The sequence below is a fragment of the Marmoricola sp. URHA0025 HA25 genome, assembly GCF_054059435.1.
Map to the genome: position 1 here is coordinate 731,405 of NZ_JBSSCD010000001.1, position 14,975 is coordinate 746,379.

A 14,975-nucleotide genomic window follows, 5' to 3' on the forward strand; every position below is an offset into this window, starting at 1 on the left:
ATCCCCGGTACCGATTCGTCGGACCGGCCGACGACATTTCGTGCGGAGCCGGACGCGGCCACCCAAACCGACCGTCGCCGGCGGCTCAGCGGCCTGGAGCAGTGCTCCCTGACTCGGCCTCCGCGAGGCCCACGAGCTCGCGGCTGACCTCGTCGAGCCGGGCCGCGACGGCGTCGTCACGGGCCAGGTCGGAGGGCTCCTTGAGCTTGTTCTGCTCGTAGTAGCCGCCGGTGCGACCCTCGACCTCAGGGCTGGTCGCGAGATAGGTGATCCGCTCGCCGCCGGTCGCCGGGCTCACCATGAACAGCCGCTTGCCGACCGCGAGCACGGGGCGGGCGAACCACGGTGCCCCGCTCCAGATGTTCGTCGCCACCGCGCCGGGGTGCAGGCAGTTCACCGTCACGTCGGTGCCCTCGAGCCGGCGCGCGAGGTGCCGGGTGTGGAGCACGTTGGCGAGCTTGGACCGGCCGTAGGCCCGCATGATCTGGTAGCCGCGCTCGAAGCCGAGGTCGTCGAAGTCCATGGTGCCGCTGTAGTGGCCGACCGACGAGGTGATCACGATCCGCGCCGGTGCGCTCTCGACGATCCGGTCGAGCAGCAGCTCGATGAGCAGGAACCCGGCCAGGTGGTTCACCGCGAACGTCGACTCGAGTCCCGCGTCGTTCAGGGTGCGCTTGTCGAAGACCGTGCCGGCATTGCTGACCAGGACGTCGATGCGCGGGTACGTCGCCAGCAGCTGACCGGCCAGCTCGCGCACGTTCGCCTGCGAGGCGAAGTCACTGACGAACGACTCCACCGGCACGTCCGGGGACTCGTGGCGGATCCGCTTGATCGCTGCCGCGAGCTTCGAAGGGTTGCGACCGACCAACACGACGTGGTGGCCCTGCTCGGCCAGCTGGCTCGCCGACTCGAGGCCGATGCCGTCGCTCGCGCCGGTGATCACGATCGTCTTCTGCTCTGCGCTCACGGGTGGGTCATCCCTTCGACGTCGAGCGCTGCGTCGAGCTGCTCGAGGGTGAGCAAGCCGCGGTCGACGTACCCCATGGCCAGCACCTGTTCCCGGATGGTCCGGCCGGCCTTCAGCGACTCCTTGGCGACCTTCGCCGCCTCCTCGTAGCCGAGGTACTTGTTGAGCGGCGTGACCACCGACGGCGAGGACTCGGCGTAGCGCCGCATCCGGTCGACGTCCGCAGTGATCCCGTCGACGCAGCGGGTCGCGAGCAGCCGCGTGGAGCTCGACAGGATCCGCACCGACTCGAGCACCGCTCGCGCCATCACCGGCATCATCACGTTGAGCTCGAAGTTGCCGCTTGCGCCTGCGACCGTCACGGTGGTGTCGTTGCCGATCACCTGCGCGCAGACCATCAGCGTCGCCTCGGGAAGCACGGGGTTGACCTTGCCGGGCATGATGCTCGAGCCAGGCTGGAGGTCGGGCAGACGGATCTCGGACAGGCCGGTGGTCGGGCCGGAGGACATCCAGCGCAGGTCGTTGCAGATCTTGGTCAGGCCCACCGCGATCGTCCGGAGCACGCCACTGAGCTCGACCAGCGAGTCACGGGTGCCCTGCGCCTCGAAGTGGTTGCGTGCCTCGCTGAACGGCTGCCCGGTCGAGGTGCTGAGCTCCTCGATGACGCGGGCCGCGAAACCCGGCGGCGTGTTGATCCCGGTGCCGACGGCCGTTCCGCCCAGCGGCAGCTCGCGCACCCGGGGGAGCACGGCGTCCAGCCGCTCCGAGGCGAGGCGCACGGTCGCGGCGTACCCGCCGAGCTCCTGGCCGAGCATCACCGGGGTCGCGTCCATCAGGTGGGTGCGGCCGGACTTGACCAGACCGGCGAACTCCGCCCCCTTGGCCTCCAGCGACTCCGCGAGCACGGCGAGCGCGGGCTGGAGGTCCTCGGCCACGGCCATCGCGGCGGCGACGTGGATCGAGGTGGGGAAGGTGTCGTTGCTCGACTGGCTCGCGTTGACCTGGTCGTTCGGGTGCACGTCCACACCGGCGCGACCGGCGAGCGTCGCCAGGACCTCGTTCATGTTCATGTTGGAGCTGGTGCCGGAGCCGGTCTGGAACACGTCGAGCGGGAACTGGTCGTCGTGGTCGCCGGACATCACCACCGCTGCGGCGTCACGGATGGCCGTGGCCTGCTCCGCGGTGATCACTCCGAGCTCCGCGTTGACCGCCGCCGCGGCCGCCTTGACCGCCGCGAGCGCGTGGATGTGCCGCGACTCCAGCGTGGTGCCGGAGATCGGGAAGTTCTCCACGGCCCGCTGCGTCTGGGCGCGCCAGAGTGCGTCGGCGGGGACCCGGACCTCGCCCATGGAGTCGTGCTCGATGCGGAACTGCGCGTCGGCGTCCATGGCTTCGAGATTACTTGTGCGACCAGTACAGCCAGTACTGCTCGTCCCGGTCCCCGAGCCGGACGGGGTACGACGTGGCCGCGACGTTGCCGAAGACGGCATCCATCGCCGCCTGGAGCTGGGGCGCCTCGGCGGCCGACCAGATCGCCAGCACCCGCGCGGTCGCGCGCTGAGCCGCCTCGAGGAAGGGCTCCTTGTACAGCGCGTCGTTCGCGTCGTGCACCAGGTAGTCCGGGCCGTTGTCGACATCGAGCAGCACCAGGTCGTACGCCGCGTCGGCGGCCTCCTGCAGCGCGACGGCGACATCGGCGACGACGACGGAGACCCGCTCGTCGGCCAGCATCTTCGGGCCGTGGGCGATGGTGCCCTCGCGCATCCAGTCGACCACGGCCTGCTCGATCTCCACGACCGTGCACGACTCGACCCGGGGGTCGGCCAGCACCTCGTGCATGGTGAAGCCCAAGCCGAGCCCGCCCACCAGCACCCGCGCCGGCCGGTCGACCAGCGCGAGCGCCGCATGGGCGAGCGCACGCTCCGTCGTGGTCTCCAGGGTGTCCATCACGAACACGCCGTTGACCCGCAGCTCGAGGATGGTCGGGGTGTTCTCGTCGCGACGCTCCCGCAGCACGACCTCTCCGCGGGGCGACTCGGCCCGGGCGATCTCGACGTACTCCACGCGCGCCGACGGTAGCCGACCGACTGCAGGCTCAGTCGAACAGCTCGCTGAGCCAGCTCTCCTTGCGCCTGGGCCTGCGGTAGACCTGCTGCTGCGGGCCTGCGTACTGCCGGGCCGGCTCGGGCGCCGGCTGCCCCAGGGAGCGGTCGATGATCTTGTCGAGCTCGCCGCGGTCGAGCCAGACGCCGCGACAGGTGGGGCAGTAGTCGATCTCGATCCCGTTGCGCTCGCTCATCACGAGCACGGCGCCATCGGTGGGACAGTTCATGGTCTCTCCTCGGTCGTCGTACCCGGTGAACGGGCGGGCGGCGCGCAGGGTTCCGGGACGCCGCTGTGGGGTACCGCACCCGGATGAGCGAGCAGGACGACGAAGGCCAGGTCTCCGAGGTGGTGCGGCTCGACCCCGAGGAGGCAGACACCGCGATCTCCGACAGCGAGCACGTCGCGGGATACCCGGAGAGCGAGAGCGGCGAGCCCGACGAGGGGGAGGAGACCGGCCCGGACGCCGACCAGTTCCGCGACCGCGACGTCCGCTGAGGGTTTCGTCCCCCGGACGTCATACGAATCGTGGTCCGTGACCCTCGATCTGTATGACGTCCACGAGCGGGCTGTCCACAGATTCGACCACGGCAGTTGTACGCGGCCGGTCTCGCCGGCCACCGTCCAGGGATGCGTGCACAGAACCTTCCCGATCGCGAACGTGCGCTGTCTGAGCGCGTCGCCGACCAGGCAGCCGTGATCTCGCGCCGGCAGCTCTACGCCCTCGGGTTCACCCAGTGGGAGATCACGGCGCAGATCAGGGCGCGACGCTGGCAGCGGGTCTCCGACCAGGTGATCTGCGTGCACACGGGCCCCCTCGGTGACGAGTCGCTGAGCTGGGCGGCCGTCTTCCAGGGCGGGCCCCGTGCGCATCTCGACGGCGTCTCGGCTCTGATCGCATCCGGGCTCAAGAGGTTCGAGGCCGAGCGGATCAGGGTGTCTGTTCCGCGGGGCGCTCGAGTTCGCCGGACCAAGGTCTTCGACATCCGCCAAACGCGCCGGTGGTCGTCCGATGACGTCATCTCGAGCGGCGTTCCACGCACGGTGCCGGCGGTCGCCGCCGTCCGAGGCGCCTTGTGGGCCAAGTCCGATCGCCAGGCGGCGCTGATCCTGTCGATGGCGGTGCAGCAAGGCCTTGCGTCACCGAACTCGCTCGCCGAGGCGGCGCTCCTCGTCAAGCGCGATCGTCGGCGTCGCTTCCTCCAGGCCGTGGTGCTCGACCTACTCGGAGGGGCTCGTGCTCTCGGCGAGATCGACGTTGCGAGAGAGTGCCGTCGGCGCGGCCTCCCTGAGCCATCCCGTCAGGTACTCCGGCGCGACGGCGCTCACCGCTACTACCTGGACCTCTACTGGGATGAGTGGGACGTTGCCCTGGAGGTCGACGGGATCCACCACACCTGGGCTGAGAACGTGGTCGGCGACGCCCTGCGGCAGAACTCCGTTGCGATCAGGTCGACCACCGTCCTGCGTCTGCCGCTCCTCGGCCTACGGACGCGGCCCGACGAATTCTTCGGTCAGCTGGAGGAAGCGCTGAGATCGGCCGGCTGGCGAAGCAGGGCGGCGTGACGTCATACGAAATGTGGCCCCAAGACCTCGACCCGTATGACGTCCGGGCCAGCGGGCATACCTCCCGGCGTCCCGGCGTTGAAGCGGTGTGAGCGTGCTCGACTCGGTGGTGATCGGTGCCGGCCAGGCCGGCCTGTCGGCGTCGTACCACCTCAAGCTGCGCGGCATCGAGCACGTCGTGCTCGACGCGGACGAGCGCCCGGGCGGCGCGTGGCAGCACCGCTGGGACTCCCTCACGATGGCGGACGTGCACGGTGTCGCGGCGCTGCCCGACTCCGATCCTCCGTCCGCGACGGGCGAGCGGGCCAACGCGGCGGTGGCACGCTACTTCGCGGCGTACGAGCGCGAGCACGACCTCCCCGTCGTGCGGCCCGTGGCCGTGGACCGCGTCACCAGTGACGGGCAGCTCCTCGTCGTCCACTCCGGCGAGCGCACCTGGTCCACCAGGACCCTGGTCAATGCGACCGGCACGTGGCGCCATCCGTTCGTGCCGCACTACCCGGGCATGGAGACCTTCCTGGGCGAGCAGCTGCACACCGTCGACTACCCGGGCGCCGAGCACTTCGCCGGCAGGCGCGTGCTGGTCGTCGGCGGGGGAGCGTCCGCCGTGCAGTTCCTCGGCGAGCTGGCACCGGTGACCGGCACCCTCTGGGTCACCCGGCGGCCGCCGGTCTGGCGGACCGGTGACTTCGACCGCGAAGCGGGGCACGCGGCGGTGTCGCTCGTCGAGGAGCGGGTACGCCGGGGCCTGCCGCCGTCGAGCGTGGTCAGCGTCACCGGCCTGGCGCTGCGCGAGCAGGAGCGGGCCGCCGAGGCACTCGGTGCCTACCACCGGCTCCCGATGTTCGAGCGGATCGAGCCCGACGGAGTCCGCTGGCCGGATGGCTCGTTCGAGCGGGTCGACGCGATCCTGTGGGCCACCGGCTTCCGGCCCGCGGTGACGCACCTGGCGCCGCTGCACCTGCGCAGCCCCCACGGCGGCATCCAGCTGGTTGCCACGGCGGGCACGGGACCGGCCGCGGCGACGACCGCTGTGGCCGACCCTCGCGTCCAGCTGGTCGGCTACGGGCCCTCTGCGAGCACGATCGGCGCCAACCGGGCGGGCCGCGCGGCCGCGATCGCGGTCAGGAAGTACCTGACGGGCGTCACCGCTCCTTCGAGCGCACCCTGATCCCGCTCGCGGCCAGCGTGCTCAGCGGCACCGTGACCGTCCCGGACGGATCGGTGAAGAAGTCGTTGCCCTTGTCGTCGACCACGATGAACGCCGGGAAGTCCTCGACCTCGATCTTCCAGACCGCCTCCATCCCGAGCTCGGGATACTCCAGCACCTCGACCGACTTGATGCAGTCCTGCGCCAGCCGCGCAGCCGGCCCGCCGATCGAGCCGAGGTAGAACCCGCCGTGCTCGTGGCACGCCTCGGTGACCACCTTCGAGCGGTTGCCCTTGGCGAGCATGACCATCGAGCCGCCCGCGGCCTGGAACTGCGCGACGTAGGAGTCCATCCGGCCGGCCGTCGTGGGTCCGAACGAGCCCGAGGGCATTCCCTCGGGCGTCTTCGCCGGGCCCGCGTAGTAGACCGGGTGGTCACGCAGGTACGCCGGCATCTCGCCGCCCGCGTCGAGCAGGTCCTTGATCTTCGCGTGGGCGATGTCGCGCGCGACCACGAGCGGCCCGGTGAGCGAGAGCCGGGTCTTCACAGGGTGCTTCGAGAGCTCGGCGAGGATCTCGCTCATCGGCCGGTTGAGGTCGATGCGGACGACGTCACCGGCCTCCGCCAGGTGGGCGACCTCCGGCTCGGGCATGTACTTCGCCGGGTCGGTCTCGAGCTGCTCGAGGAACACCCCGTCCGCGGTGATCTTGCCCAGCGCCTGCCGGTCCGCCGAGCAGGAGACGGCGATCGCCACCGGGCACGACGCACCGTGCCGCGGCAGCCGGACCACGCGCACGTCGTGGCAGAAGTACTTGCCGCCGAACTGCGCACCGATCCCGAAGGACTGGGTCAGCTTGAAGACCTCCTCCTCGAGCTCGAGGTCCCGGAAACCATGTGCAGCCGGGGACCCCTGTGTCGGCAGCTCGTCCAGGTAGTGCGCGCTCGCGTACTTCGCGGTCTTGAGGGCGAACTCCGCGCTGGTGCCGCCGATCACCACCGCGAGGTGGTACGGCGGGCACGCGGCCGTCCCGAGCGAGCGGATCTTCTCGTCGAGGAACTCCAGCATCCGCTTCGGGTTCAGGACCGCCTTGGTCTCCTGGAAGAGGAAGGACTTGTTCGCCGAGCCGCCGCCCTTCGCCATGAACAGGAACTTGTACTCCGGGCCCTTCTCGCCCTGGGCGGTCGAGTAGAGCTCGATCTGCGCGGGCAGGTTCGTGCCGGTGTTCTTCTCCTCCCACATCGTCAGCGGCGCGAGCTGGGAGTAGCGCAGGTTCAGCTTGGTGTAGGCGTCGTACACGCCGCGGCTGATCGCCTCGCCGTCGTCGGCGCCGGTCAGCACGCCCTCGGACTTCTTGCCCATCACGATCGCGGTGCCGGTGTCCTGGCACATCGGCAGCACGCCGCCGGCGGAGATGTTCACGTTCTTGAGCAGGTCGAGCGCCACGAACCGGTCGTTGCCGCTGGACTCCGGGTCGTCGATGATCCGGCGCAGCTGCGCGAGGTGGGCCGGGCGCAGGTAGTGGGCGATGTCGTGCATCGCCTCGGCGGTCAGCAGCCGGATCGCCTCGGGGTCGACCTGGAGGAAGGTGCGGCCCCCGGCCTCGAACGTCGAGACGCCCTCGGTGGTCACCAGCCGGTACGGCGTGGCGTCGGGCCCGGTGGGCAGCAGGTCGGAGTAGCGGAACTCGGGGCCGGACGGCGCCGACGAGGGTGCGGTGCTCACCGACCGAGGGTATTCCAGCCGGTGGTCCACACCCGACCCGAGGTGCCGTCATCGGCCACCAGCAGCACCAGCCGGTCGTCCGCGGCCACCGTGAGCTGGTCGTCGCCGCTGCTGCCCGGCCGCACCGGGTCGTGACCTCTCGCCAGTCGTGGCCGGTCTGCGCCCAGAGCCGGAAGACTGCTCCGTCACTCACCGCGACCACGGCCCTTCCCGGGGCCGCAGCGAGCCCCGACACGAATGGCGCCGTGGTGACGTCCGCGGCGAGTGCGCCGAACGACTCCGTCTCCCGCCAGCCTGAGCCGGTACGCCGCCAGGTGCCGAAGCGGTCGTCCCGGATGCCGGCCGCGAGCAGGCCGTCGCCGTCGCGCACGACGCGTTCGAGGTCGGCGAAGCCGTGCGTGCTCGACGGCACCTTCTGCACGGTCCACTGCGAGCCGTCGCCGGAGACCCACGCCCGCGGGGCAGGGGAGATCGTGCCGGTCACCGCGGCGCGGCCGACGACGGTCCAGGTCGTGCCGTCGTGGACGACGTCGAGCGCAGTGGTCTCCGTCTTCTCGCCGCTCGCCAGGGCCGGGTCGTGGTCGACGAGCCGGAAGAGCTCGGCGTCACCGCCGGCGACCCAGGCGGCGCCGCCGCTGCTGCGGTTGCCGGCAATGACCCAGCCGGCGGGTCCGCCGGCGATCCGGCTCACGCTCAGCGCATGGGAACCTCCGTACAGCTCGAAGGAGGCCGGCACGTCCTGCAGGACGCCGTCCTCGCGCAGCCGCCAGGTCGCCGTCCGTGGATTGCCGTGGGCGCCGCCCGACTTCGTCCCGATCGCGGCCACGCGGCCGTCGCGGCAGGCGACCGAGTACAGGATCGCCCGGTGGGAGTAGTAGTCGGTCGGGTCGGTGGCCACTGCGTGCCAGGTCCGGCCGTCCGGACTCGTCCACGCGGCAGGTCGGGTCGAGCCGTCGGCGCCGACGACCGCGCCGACGACGAACCAGGTGCCACCGCACGAGGTCGCGTCACGCACTGCGATCCGGCCCGGGCGCCCCGGTGGCAACGGCAGCGTCGCCTCGTGCCAGCCGGGGTGCAGGACGCGCGGGCCGGTCGAGTCCGACGAGGCACAGGAGGTGGTGACGAGGGCGACGGCGGCCAGGAGGGCCGCTGCGGACCGGATCACGCTCGGAGGGTACGGCGACCGGGTGCACGTCGTCACCGCCAATACGTACTGTGGCCCCATGAGCGAGCTCGAACCGTCACAGATGCGCGTCTCGGACGCCGATCGCAACAAGGTGGCCGAGATCCTCAGGGACGCCGCGGGTGACGGCCGGATCGACCTGAGCGAGCTCGACGAGCGGCTCGAGGCGACGTACGCCGCGAAGACCTATGCCGAGCTGGTGCCGATCACGCACGACCTCGCGCCGGTCGTGGCTGCGGCCGGGTCCCCGATCGCGTCGGTGGAGCGCGAGCGTGCCGTCGCCATCCTGGGCGGCGTCGAGCGGCGGGGCATCTGGGTCGTGCCCGAGCAGTTCCACGTCTTCTGCTTCATGGGCGGCGCCGAGCTCGACCTGCGCGAGGCGACCTTCTCGGCCCGCGAGGTCACCCTCACCATCAACACGTTCATGGGTGGCGCCAACATCATCGTGAACCAGGCGACGAACGTCGTCGTCCACGGTGTCGGCATCATGGGCGGCTACTCGGCGCCCCGCTCCGACCCCGGTGTCCGCCTGACCGCGGACTCGCCGACGGTGCACGTGAAGGGCGTCGCGATCATGGGTGGCGTCAGCGTCGTCCGCAAGCGGATGCCCGGCGAGGAGAAGTCGCCCGGCTGGCGCTACCGGCACTGACGACCCTCAGACCGCCCACCAGTTGTCGAGGCGGACGGCCGGCTCCGCTGTCACTCCGTACTCGACGACGCGGTCCACGTGGAAGAGGTACGCCGCGATGCCGGCCGCACCCTGCATCCAGCCGACGCCCGGAGGCAGGAGCGGATCGTCGTAGCGGTGCTCCACGAAGCGCCAGCAGGCGCCCTCGCCCTCGGGCACGGCGCGCTCGACCAGCGCATCGGCGAGCTCGACGACGAACGCCAGGTCGGCGGGGTCACCCGACCGGTGCCAGGAGTCCAGGAAGACCTCGCCCACGCCGGCTGTCCCGCAGCACCGACCGTCGTTGTCCCAGAAGCCCGGCCGGAGCCGCGCCGGCACTCCCGAGGCGCGCACGCTGTGCAGGCAGCGCCGGTGCCAGCGCTCCGGCGACTCGCCGGCGACTTCGCCGACCCCGGCGTGCTGGAGCGCGCGGAAGAGCAGTGACGTGCCGGCCGGCCCGTGGCACCAGTTGTAGGTGACGGGGTCCTGGTCGGGGTTCGGCGGGATCGTGCGGCCGACCACGAAGCCGCCGGCGCCGACGTCGGCGAGCGAGACCAGGTGGGTCGCCCCGCGGCGGGCGGCGTCGACGAGGTCGGTCCGGCCCAGGCCGACTCCCGCGACCGCGACGGCGGCGGCGATCCCGGCCAGTCCGTGGGAGACGTTGGGCATCTGGGCGGCCGGTGGCTCGGCCACGAACCGCTGCGGCACGAACGGCCAGTTGATGCCCGTCGGAGCCTCCTCGGCCTCTGCGAGCAGGAGGTCGGCGGCACGATGCGCCAGGTCCTCGGCGCCGGACACCCGGTGATGCAGCGCCCAGACGGCCGCCAGGAGGATGCCGGCGGTGCCGAGGGTGAGGTCGTTGACCCGCGCGCCGGCAAGGTACCGCGGCGGTCCGATCGTCGTCTGCGGCCACCCGTCGGGCTGGGCGAGGTCGGTGAGCCGGGCGACCGCCGACTCGACGCCCGGCGCCCCCAGGGCGATGAGCGCGCCGATCGTGCCGGCCAGCCCGTCGAAGAGCGTCGCGTCGCTCTGCGCCGCGACGGCGGTCCGGAGTCGCGCCCCGATCGCATCGGCGAGCTCCGCCTCCTCGGCGGTCCATGGCCGAGAGCGGGAGATCTCCGCGAGCGCCAGCCCTAACCCGCCGATCCCCCTGTGGATGCCGTCGCGATCCCAGGGGGGCTCCTCCGCCACATCGCCGTCCACCGACCAGGGGATCCAGGGCCCGGTGTCGTCGTACCGCACCTGGGCGAGCACCCAGCTCCAGGACGCCTCGGCGAGCGAGCGGTACGGGTCACCGGCGAGCGTCACCCGACGATGATGCCAGCGAGCCTCAGCCGAGCGTGAGGTTCTCCCCAGTGGCCGGGTCGAACAGGTGCAGGTGCGAGGCGTCCATCCAGATCTCCGCCTCCTCGCCCTTCGAGATCCGGCTGTTGGCGTCGAGCGAGACCACCAGCTGGGTGCGCAGCGACTCGCCGTCGAGGTCGCGCTCGAGCTCGGCGAGCTGGGAGGAGACCTCGGCCGGCGCCTCGAACGGGATGTAGGCGTAGGCCTCGTTGCCGAGCCACTCGACCACGTCGACCGTGGCCCGGAACGTCCCTCCGCGTCCGGCGATGGAGGAGTCGACGACCTTCGCGTCCTCGAAGTGCTCGGGGCGTACGCCGGCGATGAGCAGGTCCTTGCCCTCGGCCCGCCGCGCCTTCTCGGCGGGCAGCGTGAACGTGCCGAACGGGAGCTCCACGTCGCCCCCCTTGACGGTCGCCGGCATGAAGTTCATCGGCGGCGAGCCGATGAACCCGGCCACGAAGAGGTTGACCGGCTGGGTGTAGAGCTCGCGCGGGGTGGCGAGCTGCTGCAGCTCGCCGCGCTTGAGCACCGCCACCCGGTCGCCGAGGGTCATCGCCTCGGTCTGGTCGTGGGTGACGTAGACGGTGGTGATCCCGAGCTTCTTCTGCAGCCGGGCGATCTCGGTGCGCATCTGGCCGCGCAGCTTGGCGTCGAGGTTCGAGAGCGGCTCGTCGAAGAGGAACGCGTCGGCCTGACGCACGATCGCCCTGCCCATCGCGACCCGCTGCCGCTGGCCGCCCGACAGGTTGCCGGGCTTGCGGTCGAGGTGCTCGTCGAGCTCGAGCGTGCTGCTCGCCTCCCGCACCTTCGCGTCGATCTCCGACTCCGGCACGCCGCCCTTGAGCCGCAGCGGGAAGGCGATGTTCTCGTAGACCGTCAGGTGGGGGTAGAGGGCGTAGTTCTGGAACACCATCGCCAGGTTGCGGTCGCGCGGCGCGAGATCGTTGACCCGTTTGCCGCCGATGACCATGTCTCCCGACGTGATGTCCTCGAGCCCGACGATCATCCGCAGCAGCGTCGACTTCCCGCAGCCGGATGGCCCGACCAGGATCATGAACTCGCCGTCCTCGACGTCGATGCTGACGTCGTTGACGGCCGGGAAGCCGTCGCCGTACTGCTTGACGATGTTGACCATCTCGATGGCGGCCATGTGCACTACCCCTTCACTGCGCCGGAGGTCAGGCCGGCGACGATCTTGCGCTGGAACAGCAGGACGATGACGACCACGGGCACGGTCACGATGACGGCCGCGGCAGCCAGCTGGGAGTACGGCGGGTTGAACTGGTCGGACCCGACGAAGAACGACATCTGCGCCGGCACCGTGCGGGCGGCGGTCGTGGAGGTCAGCGAGATCGCCAGCACGAACTCGTTCCACGCGAAGAAGAACGTGAGGATCGCGGCGGTGAAGACGCCCGGCGCGGCCAGCGGCACGATCACCTTGCGGAACGCCTGCCACGACGTCGCCCCGTCGACCTGGGCCGCCTGCTCCATCTCCCACGGGATCTCGCGGAAGAACGCCGACAGCGTCCAGATCGCCAGCGGCAGCGTGAAGGACATGTACGGGATGATCAGCCCCGGCCAGGTGTTGAAGAGGTGCAGCACCCGCCACATGTCGAACAGCGGCCCGACCAGCGACACCACCGGGAACATCGCGATGGCGAGGGCGATCGAGAGCACCACCCGCTTGCCGCGGAACTCCAGCCGCGCGATCGCGTACGCCGCGAGCGTCGCGAAGATCACCGCGAGGAGGGTGGCGATGATCGCGATGCCGAAGGAGTTGCCGAGCGCGCGCAGGAAGTCGTGGTTGTCCCAGATGTCCTTGTAGTTCTGGACGGTCCAGTCCTTCGGGAAGAACTGTGGGCTGCCGCTGGTCGTCTCGCCGACCGGCTTGAGCGAGACCATCATGATCCACACCACCGGCAGCAGGCACCAGACCAGGATCACCACGAAGCCGAGCCAGTGACCCGGACCCATCCGTTGCTTCATCTCAGGACTCCTGTCGTGCCTGGGCGAGGTCGACGCGGAAGAGCTTGACCAGGACGTAGGCGATCAGCAGCACGGAGAGGAACAGCAGCACCGACAGGGCCGAGCCCATGCCCAGCTGGAACTGCTCGATCACCTGCCGATAGGTCAGGAACGACGAGGACTCGGTGTTCTCCGCGCCCCTGGTCATGATGTAGATGTTGTCGAAGATGCGGAACGCGTCGAGCGCGCGGAACAGCACCGCCACCATGATCGCCGCGCGCATGTTCGGCAGGATCACCTTGTAGAGCCGCTGGGTCCACGTCGCGCCGTCGACCTTCGCCGCCTCGATCATGTCCTCGCTGATCTGGGACAGGCCGGCCAGCAGCAGCAGCGACATGAACGGCGTCGTCTTCCAGATCTCCGAGGCCATGATCGCGAACATCGCGTGCCAGTGGTCGCCGTACCAGTTGGTGTTCGTGTCGATCCACGGCAGCCACTTGAACCAGCCGTTGACGAAGCCGTTGTTGAGGCTGAACGCGAACTGCCAGGCGAACGCCGAGACCACGGTGATGATGCCGTAGGGGATCAGGATCGCGGTGCGCATCAGGCCGCGGGCGAACACGATCCGGTGCATCACCATCGCGAAGGCGAAGCCGATCACCAGCTCGATCGCCACCGTGATGATCATGATGATCACCGTGTTGAGCATGTCCTTCCAGAACAGGCCGTCGCCCAGGACCGTCGCGTAGTTGCCCAGCCCCGTGAACGACTTGTCGTCGGGCACGGTCAGGCGGTACTTGAACAGCGAGAGGTACAGCGCCTGCAGCATCGGGTACGCCGTGACCAGCACCATCAGCACGACGGCCGGGGCGACGAGCCGCAGCCCGAGCCGGTTCTCGGCGATCGATCGGTCGCTGGCCCGGGCCGGCGCGGCGGCGGTGGAGCGCGGGGCGACCGCGGTCTCGGTCACAGCAGCTTCCTTCCCTTGAGCACGTCGGTGATGAAGCCCTCCGACTTCTTCGGGGTGCCGGAGCCGACCGACACCGGTGAGTGCCAGGTCGACTGGATGGCGCTGGAGATGTCGCTCCAGTACGGCGAGACGGGTCGCGGGCCGGCCGCGTCGATGCTGGCGCTGAACGCCTGCAGCAGATCGGGTGGGTAGGCCTTGGCGAGCTCCGGTGACTGGTAGGCCGCCTTGCTCGCGGGCATGTTGCCGGTCTCGATCGCGTAGGTCACCTGGTTCTGGGCCGAGGTGATGCACTTCGCGGCAGCGGTCGCCTCGGCCAGGTGGCTGGTGTGCTTGTTGATCCCGATGTTGATGCCGCCCAGCGGCGGCTTGGACGGCGTACCGGCAACGGTCTCGGGGTAGCGGGCCCACCCGAGGTCGGCGGCGGTGGCCTTGTCGTCCTTGTAGTTGGCGTAGATGAAGGTCCAGTTGACCTGGAACGCGCCCTTCGCGGTGGCGAACGGACCGAGCACCGTGCCCTCGTTGGACACCGACAGGTCACCCTCGGCTGCCTTGGAGTGCGCCAGCTCCTGGACGACGGCGGCTGCCTTCTCGCCGGCGCCCGAGTCGATGCTGACCTTCGCGTCGGAGCCCTTCGCGGCGTCCTGGATGATCGAGCCGCCGGCGCCCTCGATCAGCGCGTTGATCCAGACGACGTAGCCCTCGTACTTCTTGGCCTGCACCCCGACGGTGCCCCCGTTGTCCGCCGCCGCCTTGATGATCTGGTCCCAGGTGACCGGCTTGGTCATGTCCAGCCCGGCCTTCTGCGCGAACGACTTGCGGTACCAGAGCAGCTGGGTGTTCGCCCACAGTGGCGCCACCACGAGCTTGTTGTCCCAGGTGGCGCCGTCGACCGCTCCGGCGAGCGTCGCGTCCTTCAACTGGCTGGTCAGGTCGGCCGGGAGGGTGGCGAGGAAGCCCGCGTTGGCGAACTCGCCGGTGAACACCGGGTCGAGGCTCATCAGGTCGATGCCGGTGTCCTGCGCGGCGAGCCGCCGGGCCAGCTGGATCCGCTGCTGGGTGGCGTCGCCGGGGAGCTCCTGCACCTTGATCGTGTACTTGCTGGTGCTGCAGCGCTCGGCGATGCCGGCCTGCCCGAACGCGCCGCCCTTGAAGTCCGACGGCGGGCTGGGGTCGGGGTTGATGTACCAGGTCAGCGTCGGCTTTCCGGAGCTGCTGCCGCAGCCGGCGAACAGCGCGGGACCGAGGAGCAGTCCGACAGCGGCGTACAGGACCTTCCGGATCCGACGCGCTCGCTGCGGTGATGGGGCCATGCGTTCCTCCCGAGAACGACGTGCCCC

At 70.3% G+C, this 14,975-nt stretch carries 16 protein-coding genes; 5 read left to right on the forward strand and 11 right to left on the reverse strand.

What is annotated here, in order from left to right:
- Positions 1-85: 85 nt before the first annotated feature.
- From ACVW00_RS03445 to ACVW00_RS03460, 4 genes are read right to left on the reverse strand one after another with little or no spacing between them, the layout of a single operon-like run.
- The gene (locus ACVW00_RS03445) at positions 86-967 is read right to left on the reverse strand and encodes an SDR family oxidoreductase (RefSeq protein WP_457109504.1); all 882 of its coding nucleotides are present in this window, start codon (positions 965-967) and stop codon (positions 86-88) included.
- Entirely contained in the window at positions 964-2,355 is a 1,392-nt protein-coding gene (locus ACVW00_RS03450) for a class II fumarate hydratase (protein WP_457109505.1), read from the reverse strand. The genes ACVW00_RS03445 and ACVW00_RS03450 overlap by 4 nt, the downstream gene beginning before the upstream one ends.
- 10 nt (positions 2,356-2,365) lie before the next feature.
- A complete protein-coding gene (locus ACVW00_RS03455; protein WP_457109506.1) occupies positions 2,366-3,031 on the reverse strand; it encodes a spermine/spermidine synthase domain-containing protein in 666 nt (221 codons plus the stop codon).
- A gap of 31 nt (positions 3,032-3,062) precedes the next feature.
- A complete protein-coding gene (locus ACVW00_RS03460) occupies positions 3,063-3,299 on the reverse strand; it encodes a TFIIB-type zinc ribbon-containing protein (protein ID WP_457109507.1) in 237 nt (78 codons plus the stop codon).
- Between the two features lie 83 nt (positions 3,300-3,382).
- On the opposite strand from ACVW00_RS03460, the gene ACVW00_RS03465 reads away from it, so the two are divergent.
- The 3 genes from ACVW00_RS03465 (at position 3,383) to ACVW00_RS03475 (ending at position 5,807) form a co-directional block, all read left to right on the forward strand.
- Positions 3,383-3,568: a hypothetical protein gene (locus tag ACVW00_RS03465; RefSeq protein WP_457109508.1), complete on the forward strand. Its 186-nt coding sequence runs from the start codon at positions 3,383-3,385 to the stop codon at positions 3,566-3,568.
- Between the two features lie 132 nt (positions 3,569-3,700).
- Entirely contained in the window at positions 3,701-4,636 is a 936-nt protein-coding gene (locus ACVW00_RS03470) for a hypothetical protein (protein ID WP_457109509.1), read from the forward strand.
- 88 nt (positions 4,637-4,724) lie between these two features.
- On the forward strand, positions 4,725-5,807 hold the full coding sequence (locus tag ACVW00_RS03475; protein ID WP_457109510.1) for an NAD(P)-binding domain-containing protein: 1,083 nt from the start codon (positions 4,725-4,727) through the stop codon (positions 5,805-5,807).
- Here the strand turns inward: ACVW00_RS03475 and ACVW00_RS03480 are convergent.
- Together ACVW00_RS03480 and ACVW00_RS03485 are read right to left on the reverse strand one after the other, a co-directional pair.
- Positions 5,782-7,509: a fumarate hydratase gene (locus tag ACVW00_RS03480; RefSeq protein ID WP_457109511.1), complete on the reverse strand. Its 1,728-nt coding sequence runs from the start codon at positions 7,507-7,509 to the stop codon at positions 5,782-5,784. The two genes, ACVW00_RS03475 and ACVW00_RS03480, sit on opposite strands and share 26 nt — an antisense overlap.
- Positions 7,506-7,634, reverse strand: coding sequence for a hypothetical protein (locus ACVW00_RS03485; protein ID WP_457109512.1), 129 nt, complete (start codon positions 7,632-7,634; stop codon positions 7,506-7,508). The genes ACVW00_RS03480 and ACVW00_RS03485 overlap by 4 nt, the downstream gene beginning before the upstream one ends.
- A gap of 6 nt (positions 7,635-7,640) precedes the next feature.
- Here ACVW00_RS03485 and ACVW00_RS03490 point away from each other — a divergent pair, with 6 nt between their 5' ends.
- Both ACVW00_RS03490 and ACVW00_RS03495 read left to right on the forward strand, forming a co-directional pair.
- Complete coding sequence (locus ACVW00_RS03490) at positions 7,641-8,384, forward strand: hypothetical protein (RefSeq protein ID WP_457109513.1); 744 nt, start codon at positions 7,641-7,643, stop codon at positions 8,382-8,384.
- Positions 8,385-8,732: 348 nt separating this feature from the next.
- The gene (locus ACVW00_RS03495; protein WP_457109514.1) at positions 8,733-9,341 is read left to right on the forward strand and encodes a DUF1707 SHOCT-like domain-containing protein; all 609 of its coding nucleotides are present in this window, start codon (positions 8,733-8,735) and stop codon (positions 9,339-9,341) included.
- A gap of 6 nt (positions 9,342-9,347) precedes the next feature.
- Here ACVW00_RS03495 and ACVW00_RS03500 read toward each other — a convergent pair whose 3' ends face one another.
- Genes ACVW00_RS03500 through ACVW00_RS03520 form a run of 5 tightly spaced genes read right to left on the reverse strand, consistent with a single transcriptional unit; the run spans position 9,348 to position 14,948 of the window.
- Positions 9,348-10,667, reverse strand: coding sequence for a lanthionine synthetase LanC family protein (locus ACVW00_RS03500; protein ID WP_457109515.1), 1,320 nt, complete (start codon positions 10,665-10,667; stop codon positions 9,348-9,350).
- A gap of 22 nt (positions 10,668-10,689) precedes the next feature.
- Positions 10,690-11,853 carry an ABC transporter ATP-binding protein gene (locus tag ACVW00_RS03505; RefSeq protein WP_457109516.1) on the reverse strand — a complete coding sequence of 388 codons (1,164 nt, stop codon included), beginning with the start codon at positions 11,851-11,853 and terminating at the stop codon, positions 10,690-10,692.
- A 5-nt stretch (positions 11,854-11,858) separates the two neighbouring features.
- Complete coding sequence (locus ACVW00_RS03510) at positions 11,859-12,689, reverse strand: carbohydrate ABC transporter permease (RefSeq protein ID WP_457109517.1); 831 nt, start codon at positions 12,687-12,689, stop codon at positions 11,859-11,861.
- Position 12,690: 1 nt separating this feature from the next.
- Positions 12,691-13,638: a carbohydrate ABC transporter permease gene (locus ACVW00_RS03515; protein WP_457109518.1), complete on the reverse strand. Its 948-nt coding sequence runs from the start codon at positions 13,636-13,638 to the stop codon at positions 12,691-12,693.
- Positions 13,635-14,948, reverse strand: a complete 1,314-nt coding sequence (locus ACVW00_RS03520; protein ID WP_457109519.1) for an extracellular solute-binding protein — start codon at positions 14,946-14,948, stop codon at positions 13,635-13,637. The genes ACVW00_RS03515 and ACVW00_RS03520 overlap by 4 nt, the downstream gene beginning before the upstream one ends.
- Positions 14,949-14,975: the final 27 nt, after the last annotated feature.

What these genes read in the sequence shown, in the direction of transcription:
- ACVW00_RS03450 (WP_457109505.1), bottom strand. Translation starts at nt 2,355, where the DNA reads ATGGACGCCGACGCGCAGTTCCGCATCGAGCACGACTCCATGGGCGAG.
- ACVW00_RS03460 (WP_457109507.1), bottom strand. Translation starts at nt 3,299, where the DNA reads ATGAACTGTCCCACCGATGGCGCCGTGCTCGTGATGAGCGAGCGCAAC.
- ACVW00_RS03465 (WP_457109508.1), top strand. Translation starts at nt 3,383, where the DNA reads ATGAGCGAGCAGGACGACGAAGGCCAGGTCTCCGAGGTGGTGCGGCTC.
- ACVW00_RS03470 (WP_457109509.1), top strand. Translation starts at nt 3,701, where the DNA reads ATGCGTGCACAGAACCTTCCCGATCGCGAACGTGCGCTGTCTGAGCGC.
- ACVW00_RS03495 (WP_457109514.1), top strand. Translation starts at nt 8,733, where the DNA reads ATGAGCGAGCTCGAACCGTCACAGATGCGCGTCTCGGACGCCGATCGC.
- ACVW00_RS03505 (WP_457109516.1), bottom strand. Translation starts at nt 11,853, where the DNA reads ATGGCCGCCATCGAGATGGTCAACATCGTCAAGCAGTACGGCGACGGC.
- ACVW00_RS03510 (WP_457109517.1), bottom strand. Translation starts at nt 12,689, where the DNA reads ATGAAGCAACGGATGGGTCCGGGTCACTGGCTCGGCTTCGTGGTGATC.
- ACVW00_RS03520 (WP_457109519.1), bottom strand. Translation starts at nt 14,948, where the DNA reads ATGGCCCCATCACCGCAGCGAGCGCGTCGGATCCGGAAGGTCCTGTAC.